We start from the raw sequence: 17,601 nt of genomic DNA, 5'->3' as shown, positions 1-17,601 counted from the left end.
CGGGTTAAGAAAGACCAGAGTTTAGTCATCTTTAGATGCCGATCGCTTTTAGCCCGAACTTCAGTTCAGGGCATTAATTATTTAAGTTGACACCAATGGGTCTCCCCGCCCTTAAACCTGAAATTTATTTCAAAGTGATTCTGGCTTAATGAACAAAATGACGAATTCCTGTGAATACCATCACTAATCCTAATTCATTTGCGGCATTAATTGAATCTTGATCTCGCAGACTCCCACCCGGTTGTACAATGGCTGTAATTCCTGCTGCGGCTGCGGTGCGAACGGAATCATCAAAGGGGAAAAAGGCATCACTTCCTAAAACGGCTCCCTGAGCATTTTCTCCCGCTTGTTTAAGCGCAATTTCAACGGAGCCAACACGGTTCATTTGTCCGGCTCCAACTCCCAAGGTTGTTTGATTTTTAGTGACAACAATGGCATTCGATTTAACGTGTTTAACTACTTTCCAAGCAAACATTAATTCTGCCAATTCTTCAGGGGTGGGTTGCTTTTCTGTTACCACTTTCCAGTCCGTTGATTGTTCCACGACATCATCGGCACTTTGAACTAAAAATCCTCCTGCAATCTGTTTAATAATTTCCTTTGGCCTTTGAGTAGAATCGGGTAAAATTAACACGCGCAGGTTTGATTTTTTCTTGAGAATTTGAGCCGCTTCCTCATCACAACCCGGAGCAACAATACATTCTAAAAAGGTTTTGCTTAATGCCTTTGCGGTCTGTGAATCAATGTTCTGATTTAAGGCAACAATTCCCCCAAAGGCTGAAATTGAATCTGCATTAAAGGCTTTTTCATAGGCTGTAACTAACGTATCTGCAATGGCAACTCCACAGGGATTGGTATGTTTTAAAATCGCGGCTGCTGGTTGATCAGGAAACTCACAAATAATTCGTCTGGCTGCTTCTAAATCCACTAAATTATTATAACTTAACGGTTTACCTTGCAAAATTTGACCCGATGTCCAACCCGTCGGTTGAGTTCCGGTTTGATACCAAGCTGCTGCTTGATGGGGATTTTCACCATACCGTAAGGATTGAATTTGAGTTCCGGCTAACACAAAATTTTGGGGTAAAGGGGAATCTTCGCTAAGTTCTTGTTGTTCTAAATAAGCCGCGATCGCTCGATCATAAGCTCCTGTATGTTGAAAGGCTTTTAAAGCGCAATGTTGACGAAATTCAAAAGAAATTTCTCCATTTTTTGTCTGAAATTCTTCTAAATAACTTCCATATTGTTCAGGGTTACATAATACCGTTAAATGGGCATAATTTTTAGCGGATGCTCGCAATAAAGTGGGGCCACCAATATCAATATTTTCAATGGCTTCTGCTAAAGTTACATCGGGTTTAGCAATGGTTTGTTCAAAGGGATAAAGATTGACGACGACTAAATCAATGGGACGAATCTCATGGGTTTCTAATTCAGTCACATCTTGAGGCACATCTCGCCGTGCTAAAATTCCCCCATGAATACGGGGATGGAGGGTTTTTACTCGTCCCCCTAAAATTTCAGGAAATCCCGTATAATCGGAGACTTTTGTAACGGGAAGTCCCGCTTCTTTTAAAGCCATTGCTGTACCGCCACTACTAATTAAATCAAATCCTAATTCTTCAACCAGACTTTTGGCAAACTCAATCAGTCCGCGTTTGTCAGATACACTCAATAAAGCTAAACGCGCCATTCAGAAAAACTCCCAAACTCAAAAAATCAACAGTTTACTATTGTGACACTTCAAGCTCAATTTCTCTTTGCTGTTTCATGATTCCTTCAGACAGAGACGTGATCGTTTTTAACTCAATGACGACCCCGACACCACCCATCTCAAGAACCCAACTCGTAATCAGGGGATGTTTTAAGCGCAGCAACCCGCTAGAATATATATATGTGTGCGAGACGTTCCTGTCAAAGTCTAGGGATAACACCCAAAACGTAAACAGGGAGATAGGTTCAGACAATTGGTTAAAGGATACCAATCCAACAATAAATCCAATTAAGCCTATCTTAACTTTGAAAATGTGACCTTAAAGGAAGGTCAATCTCGGAGTCAATGGTACGGATTACCAAACCTAAAAGTACGGTAGCCAAACCAAAGAGATTCAGCAATTCCCACAGCACAAGACTGATTATCAAAGTGTTGAAGCTGGGAATAACGGGAAATCGGATATAAGTCAGATATCTAAGAATTTCTCTAGCCAATTGCCCAAGAATAACGAAAGTGAACATCTGGCTTGAACCGTCGTCAATATTAAGCAGCGAAAGTGACTTGATTACGTTACGTTCAAAAGAACAAGGGGAAAAGATAGAAAGCTCAATTGTCTTTCTATAAAAGGTAAGGTTTTGCATATAACACTTATCCAGACTCCCAAAATACCCCGGCGGAAAGGATGATTCTAAAGGCAATAATCCCATTTTCAAGGAACGTTAAAACCCCTCATCTACTCCTACAGAGGTCGAACACTGTTAGGCAGCCACAAATCTAAGGCAAATGTTGTGAGGGCGAAAGATGGAACTCAGAAGCCAAAGCCTAAATGTAATGTTTAGGATACGCTGATAGATTCCGGTTTAGTTGTTAGGTAAGGTTTCAATTAGCAGTAAAAACGGTGAAAACGAGTATAACCAAGACTACGGCTGCATGGAATACTATCAATTGGGCGAAAGTCCAACGGGTAGTATTTAAGCTGCAAAAGAGAATTTACCAGGCATCATTATCGGGACAGAATGCAAAAGCTCGAAAGCTTCAGAAACTTCTAGTCAAGTCATATTATGCCAAACTTATAGCGATTAGAAAGGTAACTCAGGATAATCAAGGGAAGAAAACAGCCGGGGTAGATGGAATAAAATCAATCACACCCAAACAACGGTTAGAACTTGCCAACAACTTGAGTAAATACCAAAAAGCAAAACCACTCCGTAGGAAATGGATACCCAAACCCAACGGGGAAAAACGCCCACTAGGTATACCAACTATAAACGATAGAGTAAGGCAAGCCTTGGTTAAATTGGCACTAGAACCTCAATGGGAAGCCAGATTTGAGGGTGAAAGCTACGGGTTTAGACCCGGACGGTCAGCCCATGATGCCATGTCACGAATCTTCCAAAGCATCCACAAAGGAGAATACTATATTCTCGATGCTGACATCTCAAAGTGTTTTGACCAGATTAATCATGAATACCTACTGTCCAAAATTGATTGTCCATCAACAATAAAAGCTCAAATCAAACAATGGTTAAAAGCTGGAGTGATGGATAACGACATATTTGAAGCAACGGTGACAGGCACACCGCAAGGTGGTGTCATCAGTCCTCTACTCGCTAACATCGCATTGGATGGAATGATAAAACTTGTAGAGCAAATATCCCCTAAAAAGAAAGGACGCTCTCAAGCAACAGTCATCAGATATGCCGATGATTTCGTTGTGATAAGCCCACAACTTGAAATTATTCAACAGTGCCAAATTGTCATCGAAGAATGGCTAAAACCCATCGGGTTAGAACTGAAACCAGCTAAAACTCGTATATGTCATACACTGAGAGAAATCGAAGCAAAAGACGAAAAGGTAAAACCAGGATTCGACTTTCTAGGTTGGAATTTCCGACAATATCCAGTTGGTAAACACCATGCTAGGAAAACTGGAGGATACAACTCAAAAGTATTAGGATTCAAAACCCTAATAAAACCTAGCAAGAAGGCAATTAAAGCTCACGCGGATAAAGTGAAAGAAGTGATTAAAACCCACAAAACTGCACCTCAATACGCATTAATCAAACACCTAAATCTGGTCATTAGAGGATGGTGTAACTACCATTCCAAAGTTGTTTCCAAAGAAACATTCTCCTCTTTAGACCATATAACATGGCAAAGATTAAGAGCATGGACAGTCAGTAGATGCGGTAAAGCCAGTTACAAGAAACTGAAAAATTACTTCAGAAAAAACGGTAATAGTGCATGGAGTTTTGAAACCAAAGATGGCTTTAGATTACTTACCCATGCAGAAACACCTATCACCCGTCATGTAACTGTAAGACCTGACGCATCACCTTATGACGGAAACTGGACATATTGGAGTACAAGAAAAGGTACATCCTTTGATGTACCTAAAAGAGTAACAACTTTGCTCAAAAAGCAAAAAGGCAAATGTAACTTCTGTGAACAATATTTTACTCCAGAAGATATTGTAGAAATCGATCATATTCATCCCACAATTTTAGGCGGGAAAAACGAATATAAGAACCTACAATTACTACATCGCCATTGTCACGATATTAAAACGGCTACTGATGGGTCTTACAACTCAATCATAAACCGGATGTTCTGATGATAACAGTCAACTAGACTAGGAGCCGTGTGCGGTGAAAGTCGCAAGCACGGTTCTGAATGGGAGGTGAGGGTTGTAAAGCCCTCATCGACCCCTAATTCCCTCAGTTAGTTCGCTTAATCATGGCGGCAGCTAGAATGCCTACTGCTTTAAGCGATGGGAGCCTATAAAATGGGAGTATAGATACTATCAAATTCACAAAATATAAAAAAATGCAAAGAAACTCTCGAAAATGGGTAGATTTGAGGTAACAATTGGTCACTAACCTTGGTGTAGCCTACGTAGTCTGAGTTGAACTTAAATTTCAAAAGCTGAAAGTATAAAGGATATGACTACAGTCATGATTGTCGATGATAGCATCTCCCTCCGAGAGATGATTGCAGATATGTTGCGTAAAAGTGGCGTGGAGGTAATCTCAGCGGGAGATGGGATGGAAGCCTTAGAAAAAATTGAACAAGTCAAGCATCTGGATTTGGTGGTGTTAGATATTGTCATGCCGAATATGAATGGCTATGAACTTTGCCGCCATATTAAAAAACACCCCAAAACCCAGAATGTCCCTGTAGTAATGTGTTCGAGTAAAAGCGAGGAATTTGATCGCTATTGGGGAATTAAACAGGGGGCTGATGCTTATATCTCAAAACCCTTCCATCCCCAAGAACTCATGAGTACAATCAAACAACTTCTACGCAAGTAAGCCGTTATACTCAACACTGACTGTTGAGAGGGGCTGTGGGCCTTACCCGGTCACAACCCCGTCAAAAACCCTGGCTAGAGGAAATGGAGCCAAATTGCGGTAAAAAAAGATGGGGTAGTATTCGTGAAAAAGCCCCATCAAGTCAAAAAGAGTCCTCAATTTTACCAGTTCTATTTGGAACCTAAAGCGGTGACTACAGATTGGGTAAATACGGTTGCAAGGCGTCTTTAGTAACCGCAATATTACAAGCTAACGCAATTTGTTCTTTTTCAATAATGCCAACAACTTGACGGGGCTGTTCACGAGTCACAACAGGTAACTGGGGTAAATCCCGCGCAGCCATGCGTTCTAAAGCCGCTTTTACAGGTTCATCTTCATAGGCGCAAAGGATTTCGGTTGTACAAACAGCCTTTAATTTTTGCTGTCCTAATGCTAAAGATTCCTCCTGATTTGTCGCTTGAAAAATTGAGCGACGAATATCCGTAACCGTTACTAATCCAGCTAATTGAGAGGTTTCATCTAAGATTAAAGCCGTATGACAATTAAGATGTACCATCACCGAACCTGCCTCTAAAATAGGCATTGAACAAGGAAGAGTTAAATAAGATTGACCCATCACTTCAGAAATCCGAATCGTTTGTAAGACTTCTAACTCATTGGGACGTTCTAAATAAACCCCCATTTGTTGTAAATTTAATCCTGAATCTGATTGATTAGATTGCACCACATCGACAATTAAAACACTCACGCCCACCGCCACCATTAACGGTAAAATAATTAAATAATTTTGCGTCATTTCAAATAACAATAAAATCGCCGTTAATGGCGCTCGCACACTTGCCGCTAATACCGCCGCCATTCCCACCATTGCATAAGCTGCTGGGGGTGCAATATCGGGTAAAAAAGGGTGTAATAAACCCGCTAAGGCTTGCCCATAAGTCGCGCCTAATGTTGCTCCAATAAACATCGCTGGCGCAAAAATTCCCCCGACTAATCCACTCCCTAAACTGACAGAAGTGGCAATGATTTTAAGAATTAATAAAATCATTAATAAATCTAAAGAAAATTGCCCTTCCTCTAATAAAGCTTGAATGGTTCCATAACCAGGCCCTAGAATATGGGGAAATTGAATCGCAATCATCCCGACAAATAATCCCCCTAACATCGGATGAAAGGTGCGAGGAATTTTAGTTAAAAATAGGAAAGCTGGAATTTCGCCTCGAAAACAACGTTGAGCAAATTTAATCGCTTGGGTATAAGCTAAGGAAACAAAACTAGCTAAACACCCTAATCCTAAATAAAGTAATAATTCCCAATTGCTTCGGACTTCATAAAGGGGAGGAGAAAAGGCTGGATGATCACCCAAAACAATCCGAGCAACCACCGAAGAAACCACAGAAGCTAATAATACTAAACCGACACCTGAAGCCGCAAAACTTGTGCCTAAAATCACTTCTAAGGCAAAGAAAACTCCCGCAATCGGTGCATTAAATCCCGCAGCTAATCCGGCGGCGGCTCCGGCTCCTAATAATAACCGATAACGTTCTTTTGAAACTTGAAAAATTTGCCCTAAAATTGCCCCTAAATTCGCCCCTACTTCTACACTCGGCCCTTCCGGCCCCAAGGAAGCTCCTGAACCTAACGAAATCGCCGCAGCTAATAGTTTAATAAAAGGTCTTAAGGGGGAAATAATTTGGATTCTTTGGGTATTAATTAAGGAAGAAATGCCCTCGCCAAAAAATTCTTGATAACGACAGCGAATTAACCCCACAATTAAGCCGCCAAGAGGTGGAATTAACGCGATTGTCCATAAACCAAAGGGCACCATTAACCCCATAAAATCTTCTAGGGTTAACCGTTGAAATAGTTCCACTAATTTATGGAACATGACCATAACTAATCCCGTTCCCCCGCCAATTAAGAGGGCAAACATTAAAATTAAAAATTGCGGGGGGGGCTGTAAACGGTTTAAGAGGCTGGTTAGGCGGTCAGAAACAGAGACAGAGGCGAGTTCAGTTTGCTGCGGGAGGACGCCCTCATTATTGGGCAGAGTAGTCGTCATTGATAGACCCACAATTATAATAATCTTTATAAAATTTAAAACAAGTTCTAACGTTTGGGAGCATTAAAACCCAAAGAGGGTACTCATCCATAAAGGACAGGGACTCCAAATTTCATCGATTGGATACCCAAGACCATACAGAAAGGACATTCGCTACGGCGTCCGACCTGATGCTGATACCCGTCTTAGGCTTCTAATCTTAACTGTTCCAACTTCATGACTCATCACCCGTTTGAGGTGAAGGAAAAATCAAACACTCCTCTTCCTTCATCTCTTTCAGTCCCAACGATCAGTTCTCAGTTGGACTTGACAATGTTTGCAATCCTATCGTTCGGTTAACCGAGACGATATTTGCTTAAAGTTGCCAATACTTGCTGAATTTTATCGTGAGTACGGCTATTTCCCGTTTTCGATTCGTTAAAACCGAATTATCCCGGCGGCCGAATTCATTATCTTAGAATCAAAAGGCTGCAATCAAGCCTATATAAATAGTGTATCAAATAAAAGCGTTAATGGAGGTAACGATTATGCCGTTAGTCCGTTGGCAACCGTTCCAAGAAATTGATTCTCTACAACGAGAAATGAATCGTTTGTTTGATAGTTTAGCTTTGCCCACCGAAAAAATGGGGATGTCCATCTTTCCTCCGGCGGAACTCCATGAAACACCCGATGCGGTTATCCTGAAACTGGAAGTTCCGGGGATAGATTCCAAAGATTTAGACATCCAAGTCAGTGCTGATGCAGTGGCGATTACCGGAGAACGAAAATCACAAATCCAAACGGAAGAAAAAGGGGTAACTCGAAGTGAATTCCATTATGGAAAATTCCACCGTGTGATTCCACTTCCGACTCGGATTCAAAACACCCAAGTTAAAGCCGACTATCAAGATGGAATTCTCAGCTTAACCTTACCGAAAGCAGAAGAAGAGAAGAACAAAGTCGTTAAGGTAACCTTAAATTAAGGGGGAATTCAAGGATTAGTAATTGTTTAAGGTTTGGCTGGAATCAAGGACAAACAAAAAAGTCGGTAATCTCAGTCGAAATTTAAACGAGATTCGACTATAATAAAAAAACAGGAAAGCGGATTTATGGAAATATTTCCGCTTTTCTTGATCTAAAGTACAATCCTAAATTTGAGGATAATAACATTGAATCCAAATGAATCAGAGTCCCAGTCTAAACCTTCAATTGAGATCGTGGAGGATGAATTTATGGGAAAATCCCAACTCCAAAATAAAACCTTTTATCAGATGAGCCGTTATGTTTTGGTTGCTGTTTTCAGCGTCGTGTTAACCTTAACCAGCTTACAATTTTTTCCCAATTTTTTAGGAACTTCTGCCCAAGCTGACCCCATACCAACCCCGACTCAACCCCAACCTGTAGCTGTCGTTCCTAACCCGAATTCTGCCAGAAATTTTGTTGCGGCTGCGGTGAATCGAGTCGGGCCAGCCGTGGTTAGAATTGATACAGAACGGACTGTTTCTGCTAATATTCCAGATCCTTTTTTTGATGATCCTTTTTTCCGGCGTTTCTTTGGGGAAGGAATGCCTCAAACGCCCCAAGAATATCAACAACGGGGACAAGGTTCGGGGTTTATTGTCGATAGTAGTGGGATTATTTTAACCAATTCCCATGTGATCAAAGGAGCCGATAAAGTCACCGTTACCCTCAAAGATGGTCGTCAATTTCAAGGGGAAGTTCGAGGCAGTGATGACCCGTCTGATTTAGCCGTTATTAAAATTAATGGGAATAATTTACCCGTTGCTCCCTTGGGGAATTCCAGTGAAGTTCAAGTGGGAGATTGGGCGATCGCATTAGGAAATCCGTTAGGATTAGATAATACTGTTACCTTGGGAATTGTCAGTACCTTAAATCGTCCCAGTTCTCAAGTGGGAATTCCTGATAAACGATTAGATTTTATTCAAACTGATGCGGCAATTAATCCAGGGAATTCTGGAGGGCCGTTATTAAATGATAGAGGGGAAGTGATTGGAATTAATACCGCTATTCGCGCCGATGGTCAAGGTATTGGATTTGCCATTCCCATTGATGCTGCAAAAAGCATTCAAGCTGCGTTAGTGCGAGGGGAAAAAATCGCCCATCCCTATATTGGCATTCGCATGGCAACCTTAACGGCGGATATGGCAAAACAACTCAATCAAGACCCTAATTCTTTAATGTTAATTCCTGAAGTGAATGGGGTATTAGTCGTACAAATTATGCCCAATAGTCCAGCAGCCAATGTGGGTTTACGTCGGGGGGATGTGATTACAGAAATTGATGGACAAGCCATTACCAGTGCTGACCAATTACAACGTTTAGTCGAAAAAAGCAAAATTGGTCAGCCCCTAAAAATCACCCTCCATCGCGGACAAAAAACCGAACAAATTTCAGTGCGTCCCGGTCAATTGAATGAAGAAGCACTGCGGTAAACTGTAGGTTTTGAAGATAGGTATCGCCCCTCCGACAGAAAAAAATGCACTCTTCCTGAATCCAGTTGCAGGAAGGGTGCATTTGTCAGGAGAAAACCTAAAAAATTAATAAAAATTTAAACAATCAGGAAAGTTCAAACTTATAGCTTAGACCCGAATTAACGTGATGATTGATGAAATCTGAATCTGAGACTTTTCTAGGCTTCGGAGCCGTGTTATTCTTGGGTTTGTCTATTAGCAAAGCCGGTCTTCCTAATTATAACCAATTTATTCGGTTTTGAACCAGAAGATCGGTCACAGGACAGATGTAATGGTCAAGATAGGGGTTAAGAAAAAAAACCGATCAAAAAACGTATAAGAATTATGTAAAACTAGCATAAGCTAATTTGATATTAACCCGTTTTGGCGCTAAAATCAAAGAGAGTAGTGAAATCGTTCATCTTTTGGTAGTCTTCTAATCCTCGAATATCAAAAAGACTACTAGAAGACGGAAGTAGGGAGTTCTCCCGAAGGAACGCGCCTGTTTTCACTGCGAGTTGAAACAGGAGGCGAAAAACCATGACTTTGAGTAAAGAACGTGTGCGCGAAACTTCCGCATCGGATATTCCGACCAGTGAAAGTTTCGATTTTGATTTGTGGGCAATAAAAGTGAAACGTCAGCTAATTGCGGCTCTCAATCACCAACTGGCTCCCGAACTTTCTCAGAACGACGCTCAAACAACCTCTTCCCCATTATCAGGAATTAAAGGTTGAGGAAAATAGCTAATCCCAATTAATCGGGTTTTATCCTATTTTCTAATTCAATAATATTATTTGTAGGGGCGACAAATGAGTCGCCCTTACCTGTATTAAGACTGGTTATTTATCCACCCTAGGACTAAGGATGGTAAACTCTTTCTATTACCTATCTATTACCTGTTCCCTGTTCCCTACTCCCTACTATATCAAGTCAGAAATTGTTCGACGGTTTGCCAATATTGTTCCCCTCCCACCTGTCTAACATTATTATGGCCTGCACCGGAAACAATTAACAGTTGTTTGGGTTCTATTGCTGCGGTAAATAAAGCTTCAGTCATAGACTGAGGAATTAACTCATCTTCTGTTCCATGAGTAAATAATATCGGCATTTTTAAAATTGGAACTTTAGCCAGAGAATCAAATCGTTGAGTTAAAATTAAATTAATTGGAAACATCCAATATTTCTTTTTATAATTAACCATTTGCCGAATATTAGTAAAAGAGCTTTCAATAATTAATCCAGCTATTTCTGGATGGTTGGAGGCTAAATTAATCGCGATCGCTCCTCCTAAAGAATGACCAAAAACATAAATATTGTGAGGATTAAATTGACGTTCATTTACTAAATAATTCCAAGCCACTTCTACATCCTCATAAACCGTTTTTTCCGAGGGAAAGCGATCTGTACTGCGTCCATAGCCTCGATATTCTACTAATAAAACTGATAATCCCATTTGGTTAAATTGTTTAGCATAACCCACATTTGCTCCAATATTATTACGGTTTCCATGTAAATCAATAATCACTTTTTCTGAATTAAATTTACTAGGAACCCACCAGCAATGCACTATTTCTACTTTTCCAGAAGGGATAGGAATTTTTAACTCAATATTTTCATACGTTAAACCCACATCATCCGGGGTGATGGAAATAAGACGAGAGGGGAAAAAAATAAATCGAGTTTGTCGAAAAAACAGGAATAAACAAGCACAAAAATATGCGATCGCACCAATAACTAAAACAATTAATCCCAATTTAAACAGAGCCGTTAAAATAATATTTAACATGGTTTTATCCCCTCACTTTTTGATGAGATTTTCTTTTTTAAATCTCTATTCCCTGTCTTAAAAAAAGGTTAAAAAGATAAAAGAAAACTTCCTTTCCACACAACTTTATTCTTTACGGTTTAAATCAAGCCATTTCCGTTTAATTTCAGGAAATTTCCTACAATGATCCACCAAGGGTTATTTGTTTCTATAATGACAAGACAGAGTATCAACGATATTGTGTAGTAAATTGGGGTCAAATTTAAGGACAATATATCTTTTGTTGCTATAGCGGTGACTCCCCGATAAGTAGAATAAGAAAAGAAACAGATTGAATAGCTAAAAAGCATGCAGAGTAAGCTGTTCAGCATTTTAGGTTTAATCAAGTCGAGCGACTTATCCCCATAGCTGTCACTCTCCGAAAATCTTTGCCATTTCTAAACTCCAGAGCTTTTGTATAGGAAGCAAGTACCCCTAGTTTGGAATAATAACTTTTATAACTTTTGTGGGTTTTGTAGTCGTATGAGGTAGTATTGATCCTACAGAAGACAATCTTCTTTTTAAACCTACATTACTTGATTATAGCTCAACTTGTATTGAAGATTTAAGATTTATGTTACTGAGTGTCCGTCACAAGTTTAAGTACCTTGTTCATCGTTGGAAAAAATTGAATTTCGTGAGATTATTATTAATTGGTTTTATATCCTTCCTCTTGACGTCTGTATTGCTCTATCAAATCGCACCTGCACCTGAAATCCCAATCATCAGCGAAAAATTTAGGAAATTTGAAGAACATAAAAACGACTACAATACGCTTTTTTTTGGCTCAAGCCGAATTTATCGTCATATTATTCCTCGTGTTTTTGATCGGCAAATGGCATCTAAAGGGTATAATATTAAATCCTATAATTTAGGAGTTTCCGGCATGAATTTTGCAGAAACCTATTTTTTTATTCAACAAATTTTAGAAACTAAACCCATGAATATTAAATGGGTTTTTATAGAGATTCCTGATTTTAATCTCAATATTGCCGATGAAAATTTGAAAACAAATCGAGTCATCTATTGGCATACACTCAAACATACTTTATGGATATATCGATTCATTTTCAAAGCTGATTTTTCCGTGAGAACAAAGCTTCTGCTCATCCAAGAACACACGATTCCTTTAATTCATAATCTATTTAATATCAGTAAAGCTGATCCCATGATCCGAAGTTTTATCCTCAGCCAAACTGATCAAAACCCTTATTTAATCCGAGAAACAGATCAACGAGATTATAGTTCCCCACAGGAAGATGGATATTTAGCTTTAGATGATGAGGATAAAAAATATACTCATTTTGTGAAGCGAAATCAAGATTATTTATCTCATCTAAAATCGTATCAAAACAATGTTTTAAAATTCATTGAAAATGAGAAAAAAAGTAATAATGGATCTTCCCTTAACACTCTTGAGATTAGAACGATAGAAGATATAACTCAACTGATTGTAAAAATTGATGCACAGCCTATTTTAATTATTAGTCCAATTTTATCTAACCAAGATAAATTTATTATCGCTTCCAAACAAGGACAAATTCCTCCATTAATTTCTTTTAATAATCCAATAAAATATCCTGAACTCTATGAGCCTAAGAATCGATTTGATAGCGATCACCTCAATCAAGCAGGAGCGCACAAATTTACTACAATTCTAGCTGAGCAATTTGCTACCTATCTCAATTCTCAATTAAAAAAAGATTAAACCATAAAATATACAAACTATGTTATTTACAGAATTTCGGTTTATTATCTTCTTCATTATTATTTTTACAACTTATTGGACTTTAAAGAAAAATCAACATCGAAAAATATTTTTACTGCTTTGCAGTTACATTTTCTATGGAGCGTGGAATTGGCGATTTTTATCATTAATTTTGATTTCTACCTTTATTGATTATTGGGTAGGTATTTATCTATCAAAAACACAAGATAATTCCTTTAAAAAAAAATGGTTAATTTTTAGCTTAATCACAAATTTAGGAATTTTAGGGTTATTTAAGTATTTTAATTTTTTTACGGTTTCAGCTTCTCAATTTTTTAACTTTTTAGGACTACCTCTTGATTTTCCAACGCTTCACTTGATTCTTCCTGTTGGAATCAGCTTTTATACCTTTCAAAGCCTGAGTTATTCTATTGATGTCTATCAGGGAAAACTAAAAGCGGTCAACAATATTTTAGATTTTGCTTTGTTTGTAAGTTTCTTTCCGCAATTAGTGGCTGGGCCAATTGTCAGAGCGAGTAGCTTTTTACCTCAGTTAGAGACATCTCGAAAATTTGAACAGATCCCTTTTAAAAATTGTTTTATTCTATTTTTAATTGGATTTATTAAAAAAGCTTGTATTTCTGATCGCATTTCACCCATTGTAGATCAATTTTTTGATGCTCCAGAAACCTATACAGCCTTTAGTGCCTGGCTAGGTGTGTTGTTATATACAGTGCAAATTTATTGTGATTTTTCAGGTTATACAGACATGGCAATTGCTACAGCTAAATTACTGGGTTATGAACTTTGTATCAACTTTAATTTTCCTTACTTCGCTTCAAATATGAGTGATTTTTGGCGACGTTGGCATATTAGTTTATCAACTTGGTTACGAGACTATCTTTATATTCCATTAGGTGGAAATCGAGGTGGAAAATTAACAACTTACCGAAATTTAATGGCAACTATGGTATTAGGAGGATTATGGCATGGTGCTGGTTGGAATTTTGTGATTTGGGGTACTTTACATGGAATTGCATTAGTTATACACCGCGAATGGTCAGCTTATAAGCTTCAATTTTATGCCCTAAATCAGATTCTTAAAATAATTAGTCCTTTATTAACATTTTATTGGGTTTGTGTCGCCTGGATTTTCTTCCGTTCTGTTAATTTGAAAACAGCTTTAGTAACTTTTAATTCATTTGTTTTATTTCAATCATCGGGAAACAAAACCCTCAGCTTTAATTTAGTTTGGCTTCTGCTCGGTTTAACTATTATTCACTATGCAACGTATAAACACTGGTTCAACTACAAATTAGAAAAACTTCCTAACAGTATATTTGCTATGTTGTATGGGGTAGCTGTAGCTGTTGTGTTGATGTTTGTTGCTTCACAATATTCTGCTTTTATTTACTTTCAATTTTAAGACTTACACAAAAATCGAATTTCTTATCCTTTTTGCGTAAGCCTTGAATTTTCCAAGTCAACCTAACCTATAATCTAAGATGAAATCTTTATAGGAAAGAAGCCTCCGAAAAGTCAGGAGTATACTCATCATTAGATTGTCTTAATCAATCCTTGTTAAAATTAACCAGTAAACCCCAATCCTCAAACTACTCATCCTTCACAGGTTCAACCGTAATAATATCATCCCCCTCTGGACTTTTAGAGGTGTTTAAAATCACAGGTTGAACATCCATTTCTAACGGATCAGATTGTGTTTTTTTCCGCATGGGTTGAACATTCATTACTAACGGTTCTTCTTTCTTTTTAGGAGTTAAAGGTTGATGATTAAAAACTAATTTTTCATGGTCGCAATCCACATAAATTGTATCTCCTGTGATGAATTCTTGCTCTAGTAATAAATTAGCAATATGATTCTCTAATTCCCGTTGAATGGCTCGTTTTAACGGTCTAGCTCCATACACTGGGTCATAACCAATATCTGCTAAATAATTTAAGGTCGCAGGCGATAATTCAATGGATATTTTTTGATCTGATAATAACCGTTGAATCCGCTTAACTTGAATCGCAACAATATGACGTAATTCCCCTTTACTTAACGAATGGAATAGAATTGTATCATCCACCCGATTTAAAAATTCGGGGCGAAAATGCGATCGCAATGCTCCCATTACCCGCTTTACCATTTCCTCATAACGAGATTCATCTCCCGCCACATCTAAAATATGTTCACCCCCAATATTACTGGTCATCACAATTACGGTATTTCTAAAATCAATAGTTCTTCCTTGGGAGTCGGTAATTCTGCCATCATCTAATACCTGTAATAAAATATTAAACACATCAGGATGGGCTTTTTCCACTTCATCAAATAAAATCACCGAATAGGGATGACGTCGCACCGCTTCCGACAGTTGACCGCCTTCGTCATATCCCACATACCCCGGAGGTGCCCCGACTAACCGGGAAACGGCGTGTTTTTCCATGTATTCGGACATATCAATCCGAACAATAGACTCTTCACTATCAAATAAAAACTCCGCTAACGCTTTAGCTAACTCGGTTTTTCCCACCCCCGTTGGCCCCATAAACAGGAAAGACCCAATGGGACGCCCCGGATCTTTCATTCCCGCCCGTGCCCGTCGAATGGCGGCTGCAACGGCTGAAACCGCTTCCTGTTGTCCGATCACCCGTTGATGTAAATGACTCTCTAAGCGCAGTAATTTTTGCCGTTCTGACTCCAATAAACGGTTAACTGGTATCCCCGTCCATTTCGCAATAATCGCGGCGATATCGGCTTCTGTGACCTCCTCCCGCAACATGGAAGATCCCTGAGATTGTAACTTGACTAATTCCGCTTCTTTCGCTTCCCGTTCTTGATGTGAAATTTCTAATTGACCATATTTTAATTGGGCGGCTTTGTTGAGATCATAAGCTCGTTCGGCTTGTTCGATTTGAACTCGTAATTGTTCTTCTTCTTCCTTCAGTTTATTAATACTATCTAACAGTTGTTTTTCCCCTTGCCATTGGGAAGCCAGTTTTTCTTGTTTAGTTTTTAAGGTTTCAATTTCTTCTTTAATTCGGTCTAAACGAATAGCAACTCCTCCATCATTTCTCCGCTTGCTTTCTCCATTACTTAAATTTTCTCCTTCAATGGATAATTTTTCCATTTCTAACTGCATCACCCGCCGATCAATTTGTTCTAATTCAACAGGTTTTGAGGTAATTTCCATCTTTAATTGGGCTGCGGCTTCATCAACAACATCAATGGCTTTATCCGGTAAAAAGCGATCGCTAATATATCGACTCGATAACATTGCCGCCGCCACTAACGCACTATCGGTAATTTTGACTCCATGATGGCGTTCATAACGGTCTTTTAATCCCCTTAAAATCGATATCGTATCTTCAGGAGAAGGTTGATCAACATAAACTTGTTGAAACCGTCGTTCTAAAGCTGGATCTTTTTCAATATGTTTGCGATATTCATCAACGGTTGAAGCGCCAATACAACGCAATTCTCCCCGTGCTAACATCGGTTTGAGTAAATTACTGGCATCCATTCCCGATGAACCACTTCCCGAACCTGCACCCACAACGGTATGTAATTCATCAATAAATAATACAATTTGTCCTTCGGAATGGGTAACTTCTCGTAATACCGATCGCAATCTTTCTTCAAATTCTCCTCGATATTTTGCTCCCGCAATTAAACTTCCCATATCCAAGGAAATTAACTGACGATTTTTTAACGATTCTGGCACATCTCCATTCACAATTCGTTGAGCTAAACCTTCTGCAATTGCGGTTTTTCCCACTCCTGGTTCACCAATTAAAACCGGATTATTTTTCGTTCTGCGAGATAAACAACTGACCACCCGACGCACTTCTTCATCTCGCCCAATAACCGGATCAAGTTTTCCGGCTTTGGCGAGTTCCGTTAAATCTTTACCATATTTTTTTAACGCTTCATAACTGGTTTCTGGGCTTTGGGTTTCAACTTTAGAACTTCCCCGAATGGCTTTAATGGCTTCTTCCAGTTTCGGACGGATAGAAGGGGGACGACTGGGGCGGTCATACCCTGGACGTCCGGGGCGTTGGGTAGTCGGTTGTTCTCCGGCTAAGAGTTTACGGCCAATGCGATCATCTTCGGAGAAGGCGAGGATTAAATGTTCTACGGAGATAAAACTATCTTGTAGCACCTGACGAGCTTCTTCCGCCTTATCTAAGAGGATATCGAGGCTTTGTCCTAAATATAAATGTTCAATACGTCCGACTTTGGGTTGACGTTTGGTAAAGGCATCTAACTGTTGGCCTAAAATATCCGTATCCACTCCCGCCCGACTCAGGAGACTGGTGGCGAGTCCATTTTGTTCAAGCAGGGCGGTGATCAGGTGTTCGACTTCTAAATTCTGATTTTGAAAACGACGCGCTACATCCTGGGACTTGACAACGGCTTCCCAGGCTTTATCTGTAAATTTACTTGGATCGGTTGGTTGCATCGTTGCTGCTTATCAATAAAGGGTAAGAAATAATGATCACTATACTGCCCCCATTTTAACTATATTTGGGTGCAATCTGTTAATC

At 39.2% G+C, this 17,601-nt stretch carries 10 protein-coding genes, 1 pseudogene and 1 riboswitch; of the genes and pseudogenes, 7 read left to right on the top strand and 4 right to left on the bottom strand.

Annotation, left to right across the window (positions count from 1 at the left end; all coding sequences use genetic code 11):
• Nucleotides 1-145: 145 nt before the first annotated feature.
• A complete protein-coding gene (gene purH, locus NMK36_RS22650) occupies nucleotides 146-1,693 on the bottom strand; it encodes a bifunctional phosphoribosylaminoimidazolecarboxamide formyltransferase/IMP cyclohydrolase (RefSeq protein WP_254174681.1) in 1,548 nt (515 codons plus the stop codon).
• A 919-nt stretch (nucleotides 1,694-2,612) separates the two neighbouring features.
• Between purH and ltrA the strand changes: the two are divergent.
• Both ltrA and NMK36_RS22640 read left to right on the top strand, forming a co-directional pair.
• Nucleotides 2,613-4,350 (top strand): annotated as a pseudogene (gene ltrA, locus NMK36_RS22645) (group II intron reverse transcriptase/maturase).
• A gap of 306 nt (nucleotides 4,351-4,656) precedes the next feature.
• Nucleotides 4,657-5,025: a response regulator transcription factor gene (locus NMK36_RS22640; RefSeq protein ID WP_072718373.1), complete on the top strand. Its 369-nt coding sequence runs from the start codon at nucleotides 4,657-4,659 to the stop codon at nucleotides 5,023-5,025.
• Nucleotides 5,026-5,218: 193 nt separating this feature from the next.
• On the opposite strand, the gene NMK36_RS22635 is transcribed toward NMK36_RS22640, so the two are convergent.
• Nucleotides 5,219-7,087, bottom strand: a complete 1,869-nt coding sequence (locus NMK36_RS22635; protein WP_072718374.1) for a chloride channel protein — start codon at nucleotides 7,085-7,087, stop codon at nucleotides 5,219-5,221.
• A gap of 527 nt (nucleotides 7,088-7,614) precedes the next feature.
• On the opposite strand from NMK36_RS22635, the gene NMK36_RS22630 reads away from it, so the two are divergent.
• The 3 genes from NMK36_RS22630 to NMK36_RS22620 all read left to right on the top strand — a co-directional run bounded on the left by NMK36_RS22630 (nucleotide 7,615) and on the right by NMK36_RS22620 (nucleotide 10,272).
• Nucleotides 7,615-8,049 (top strand): Hsp20/alpha crystallin family protein, encoded by a 435-nt coding sequence (locus tag NMK36_RS22630; protein WP_072718375.1) that lies wholly within the window; start codon nucleotides 7,615-7,617, stop codon nucleotides 8,047-8,049.
• Between the two features lie 249 nt (nucleotides 8,050-8,298).
• The gene (locus tag NMK36_RS22625; protein WP_072718726.1) at nucleotides 8,299-9,519 is read left to right on the top strand and encodes an HhoA/HhoB/HtrA family serine endopeptidase; all 1,221 of its coding nucleotides are present in this window, start codon (nucleotides 8,299-8,301) and stop codon (nucleotides 9,517-9,519) included.
• A gap of 431 nt (nucleotides 9,520-9,950) precedes the next feature.
• Nucleotides 9,951-10,040, top strand: a riboswitch (Glutamine riboswitch).
• 37 nt (nucleotides 10,041-10,077) lie between these two features.
• Nucleotides 10,078-10,272, top strand: a complete 195-nt coding sequence (locus NMK36_RS22620; RefSeq protein WP_072718376.1) for a hypothetical protein — start codon at nucleotides 10,078-10,080, stop codon at nucleotides 10,270-10,272.
• Nucleotides 10,273-10,463: 191 nt separating this feature from the next.
• On the opposite strand, the gene NMK36_RS22615 is transcribed toward NMK36_RS22620, so the two are convergent.
• On the bottom strand, nucleotides 10,464-11,324 hold the full coding sequence (locus tag NMK36_RS22615; protein WP_072718377.1) for an alpha/beta hydrolase: 861 nt from the start codon (nucleotides 11,322-11,324) through the stop codon (nucleotides 10,464-10,466).
• Nucleotides 11,325-11,916: 592 nt separating this feature from the next.
• Here NMK36_RS22615 and NMK36_RS22610 point away from each other — a divergent pair.
• Entirely contained in the window at nucleotides 11,917-13,050 is a 1,134-nt protein-coding gene (locus tag NMK36_RS22610; RefSeq protein ID WP_186440313.1) for a hypothetical protein, read from the top strand.
• A gap of 19 nt (nucleotides 13,051-13,069) precedes the next feature.
• Nucleotides 13,070-14,476, top strand: a complete 1,407-nt coding sequence (locus NMK36_RS22605) for an MBOAT family O-acyltransferase (RefSeq protein ID WP_083579928.1) — start codon at nucleotides 13,070-13,072, stop codon at nucleotides 14,474-14,476.
• A 187-nt stretch (nucleotides 14,477-14,663) separates the two neighbouring features.
• Here NMK36_RS22605 and clpB read toward each other — a convergent pair whose 3' ends face one another.
• Complete coding sequence (gene clpB, locus NMK36_RS22600) at nucleotides 14,664-17,516, bottom strand: ATP-dependent chaperone ClpB (RefSeq protein WP_083579929.1); 2,853 nt, start codon at nucleotides 17,514-17,516, stop codon at nucleotides 14,664-14,666.
• Between the last annotated feature and the right edge of the window lie 85 nt (nucleotides 17,517-17,601).

The sequence above is a fragment of the Planktothrix pseudagardhii genome, assembly GCF_904830925.1.
Lineage (GTDB): Bacteria > Cyanobacteriota > Cyanobacteriia > Cyanobacteriales > Microcoleaceae > Planktothrix > Planktothrix tepida.
The sequence above is the reverse complement of the archived record's forward strand: the minus strand, read 5'-3'. Positions and strand labels throughout refer to the sequence as shown.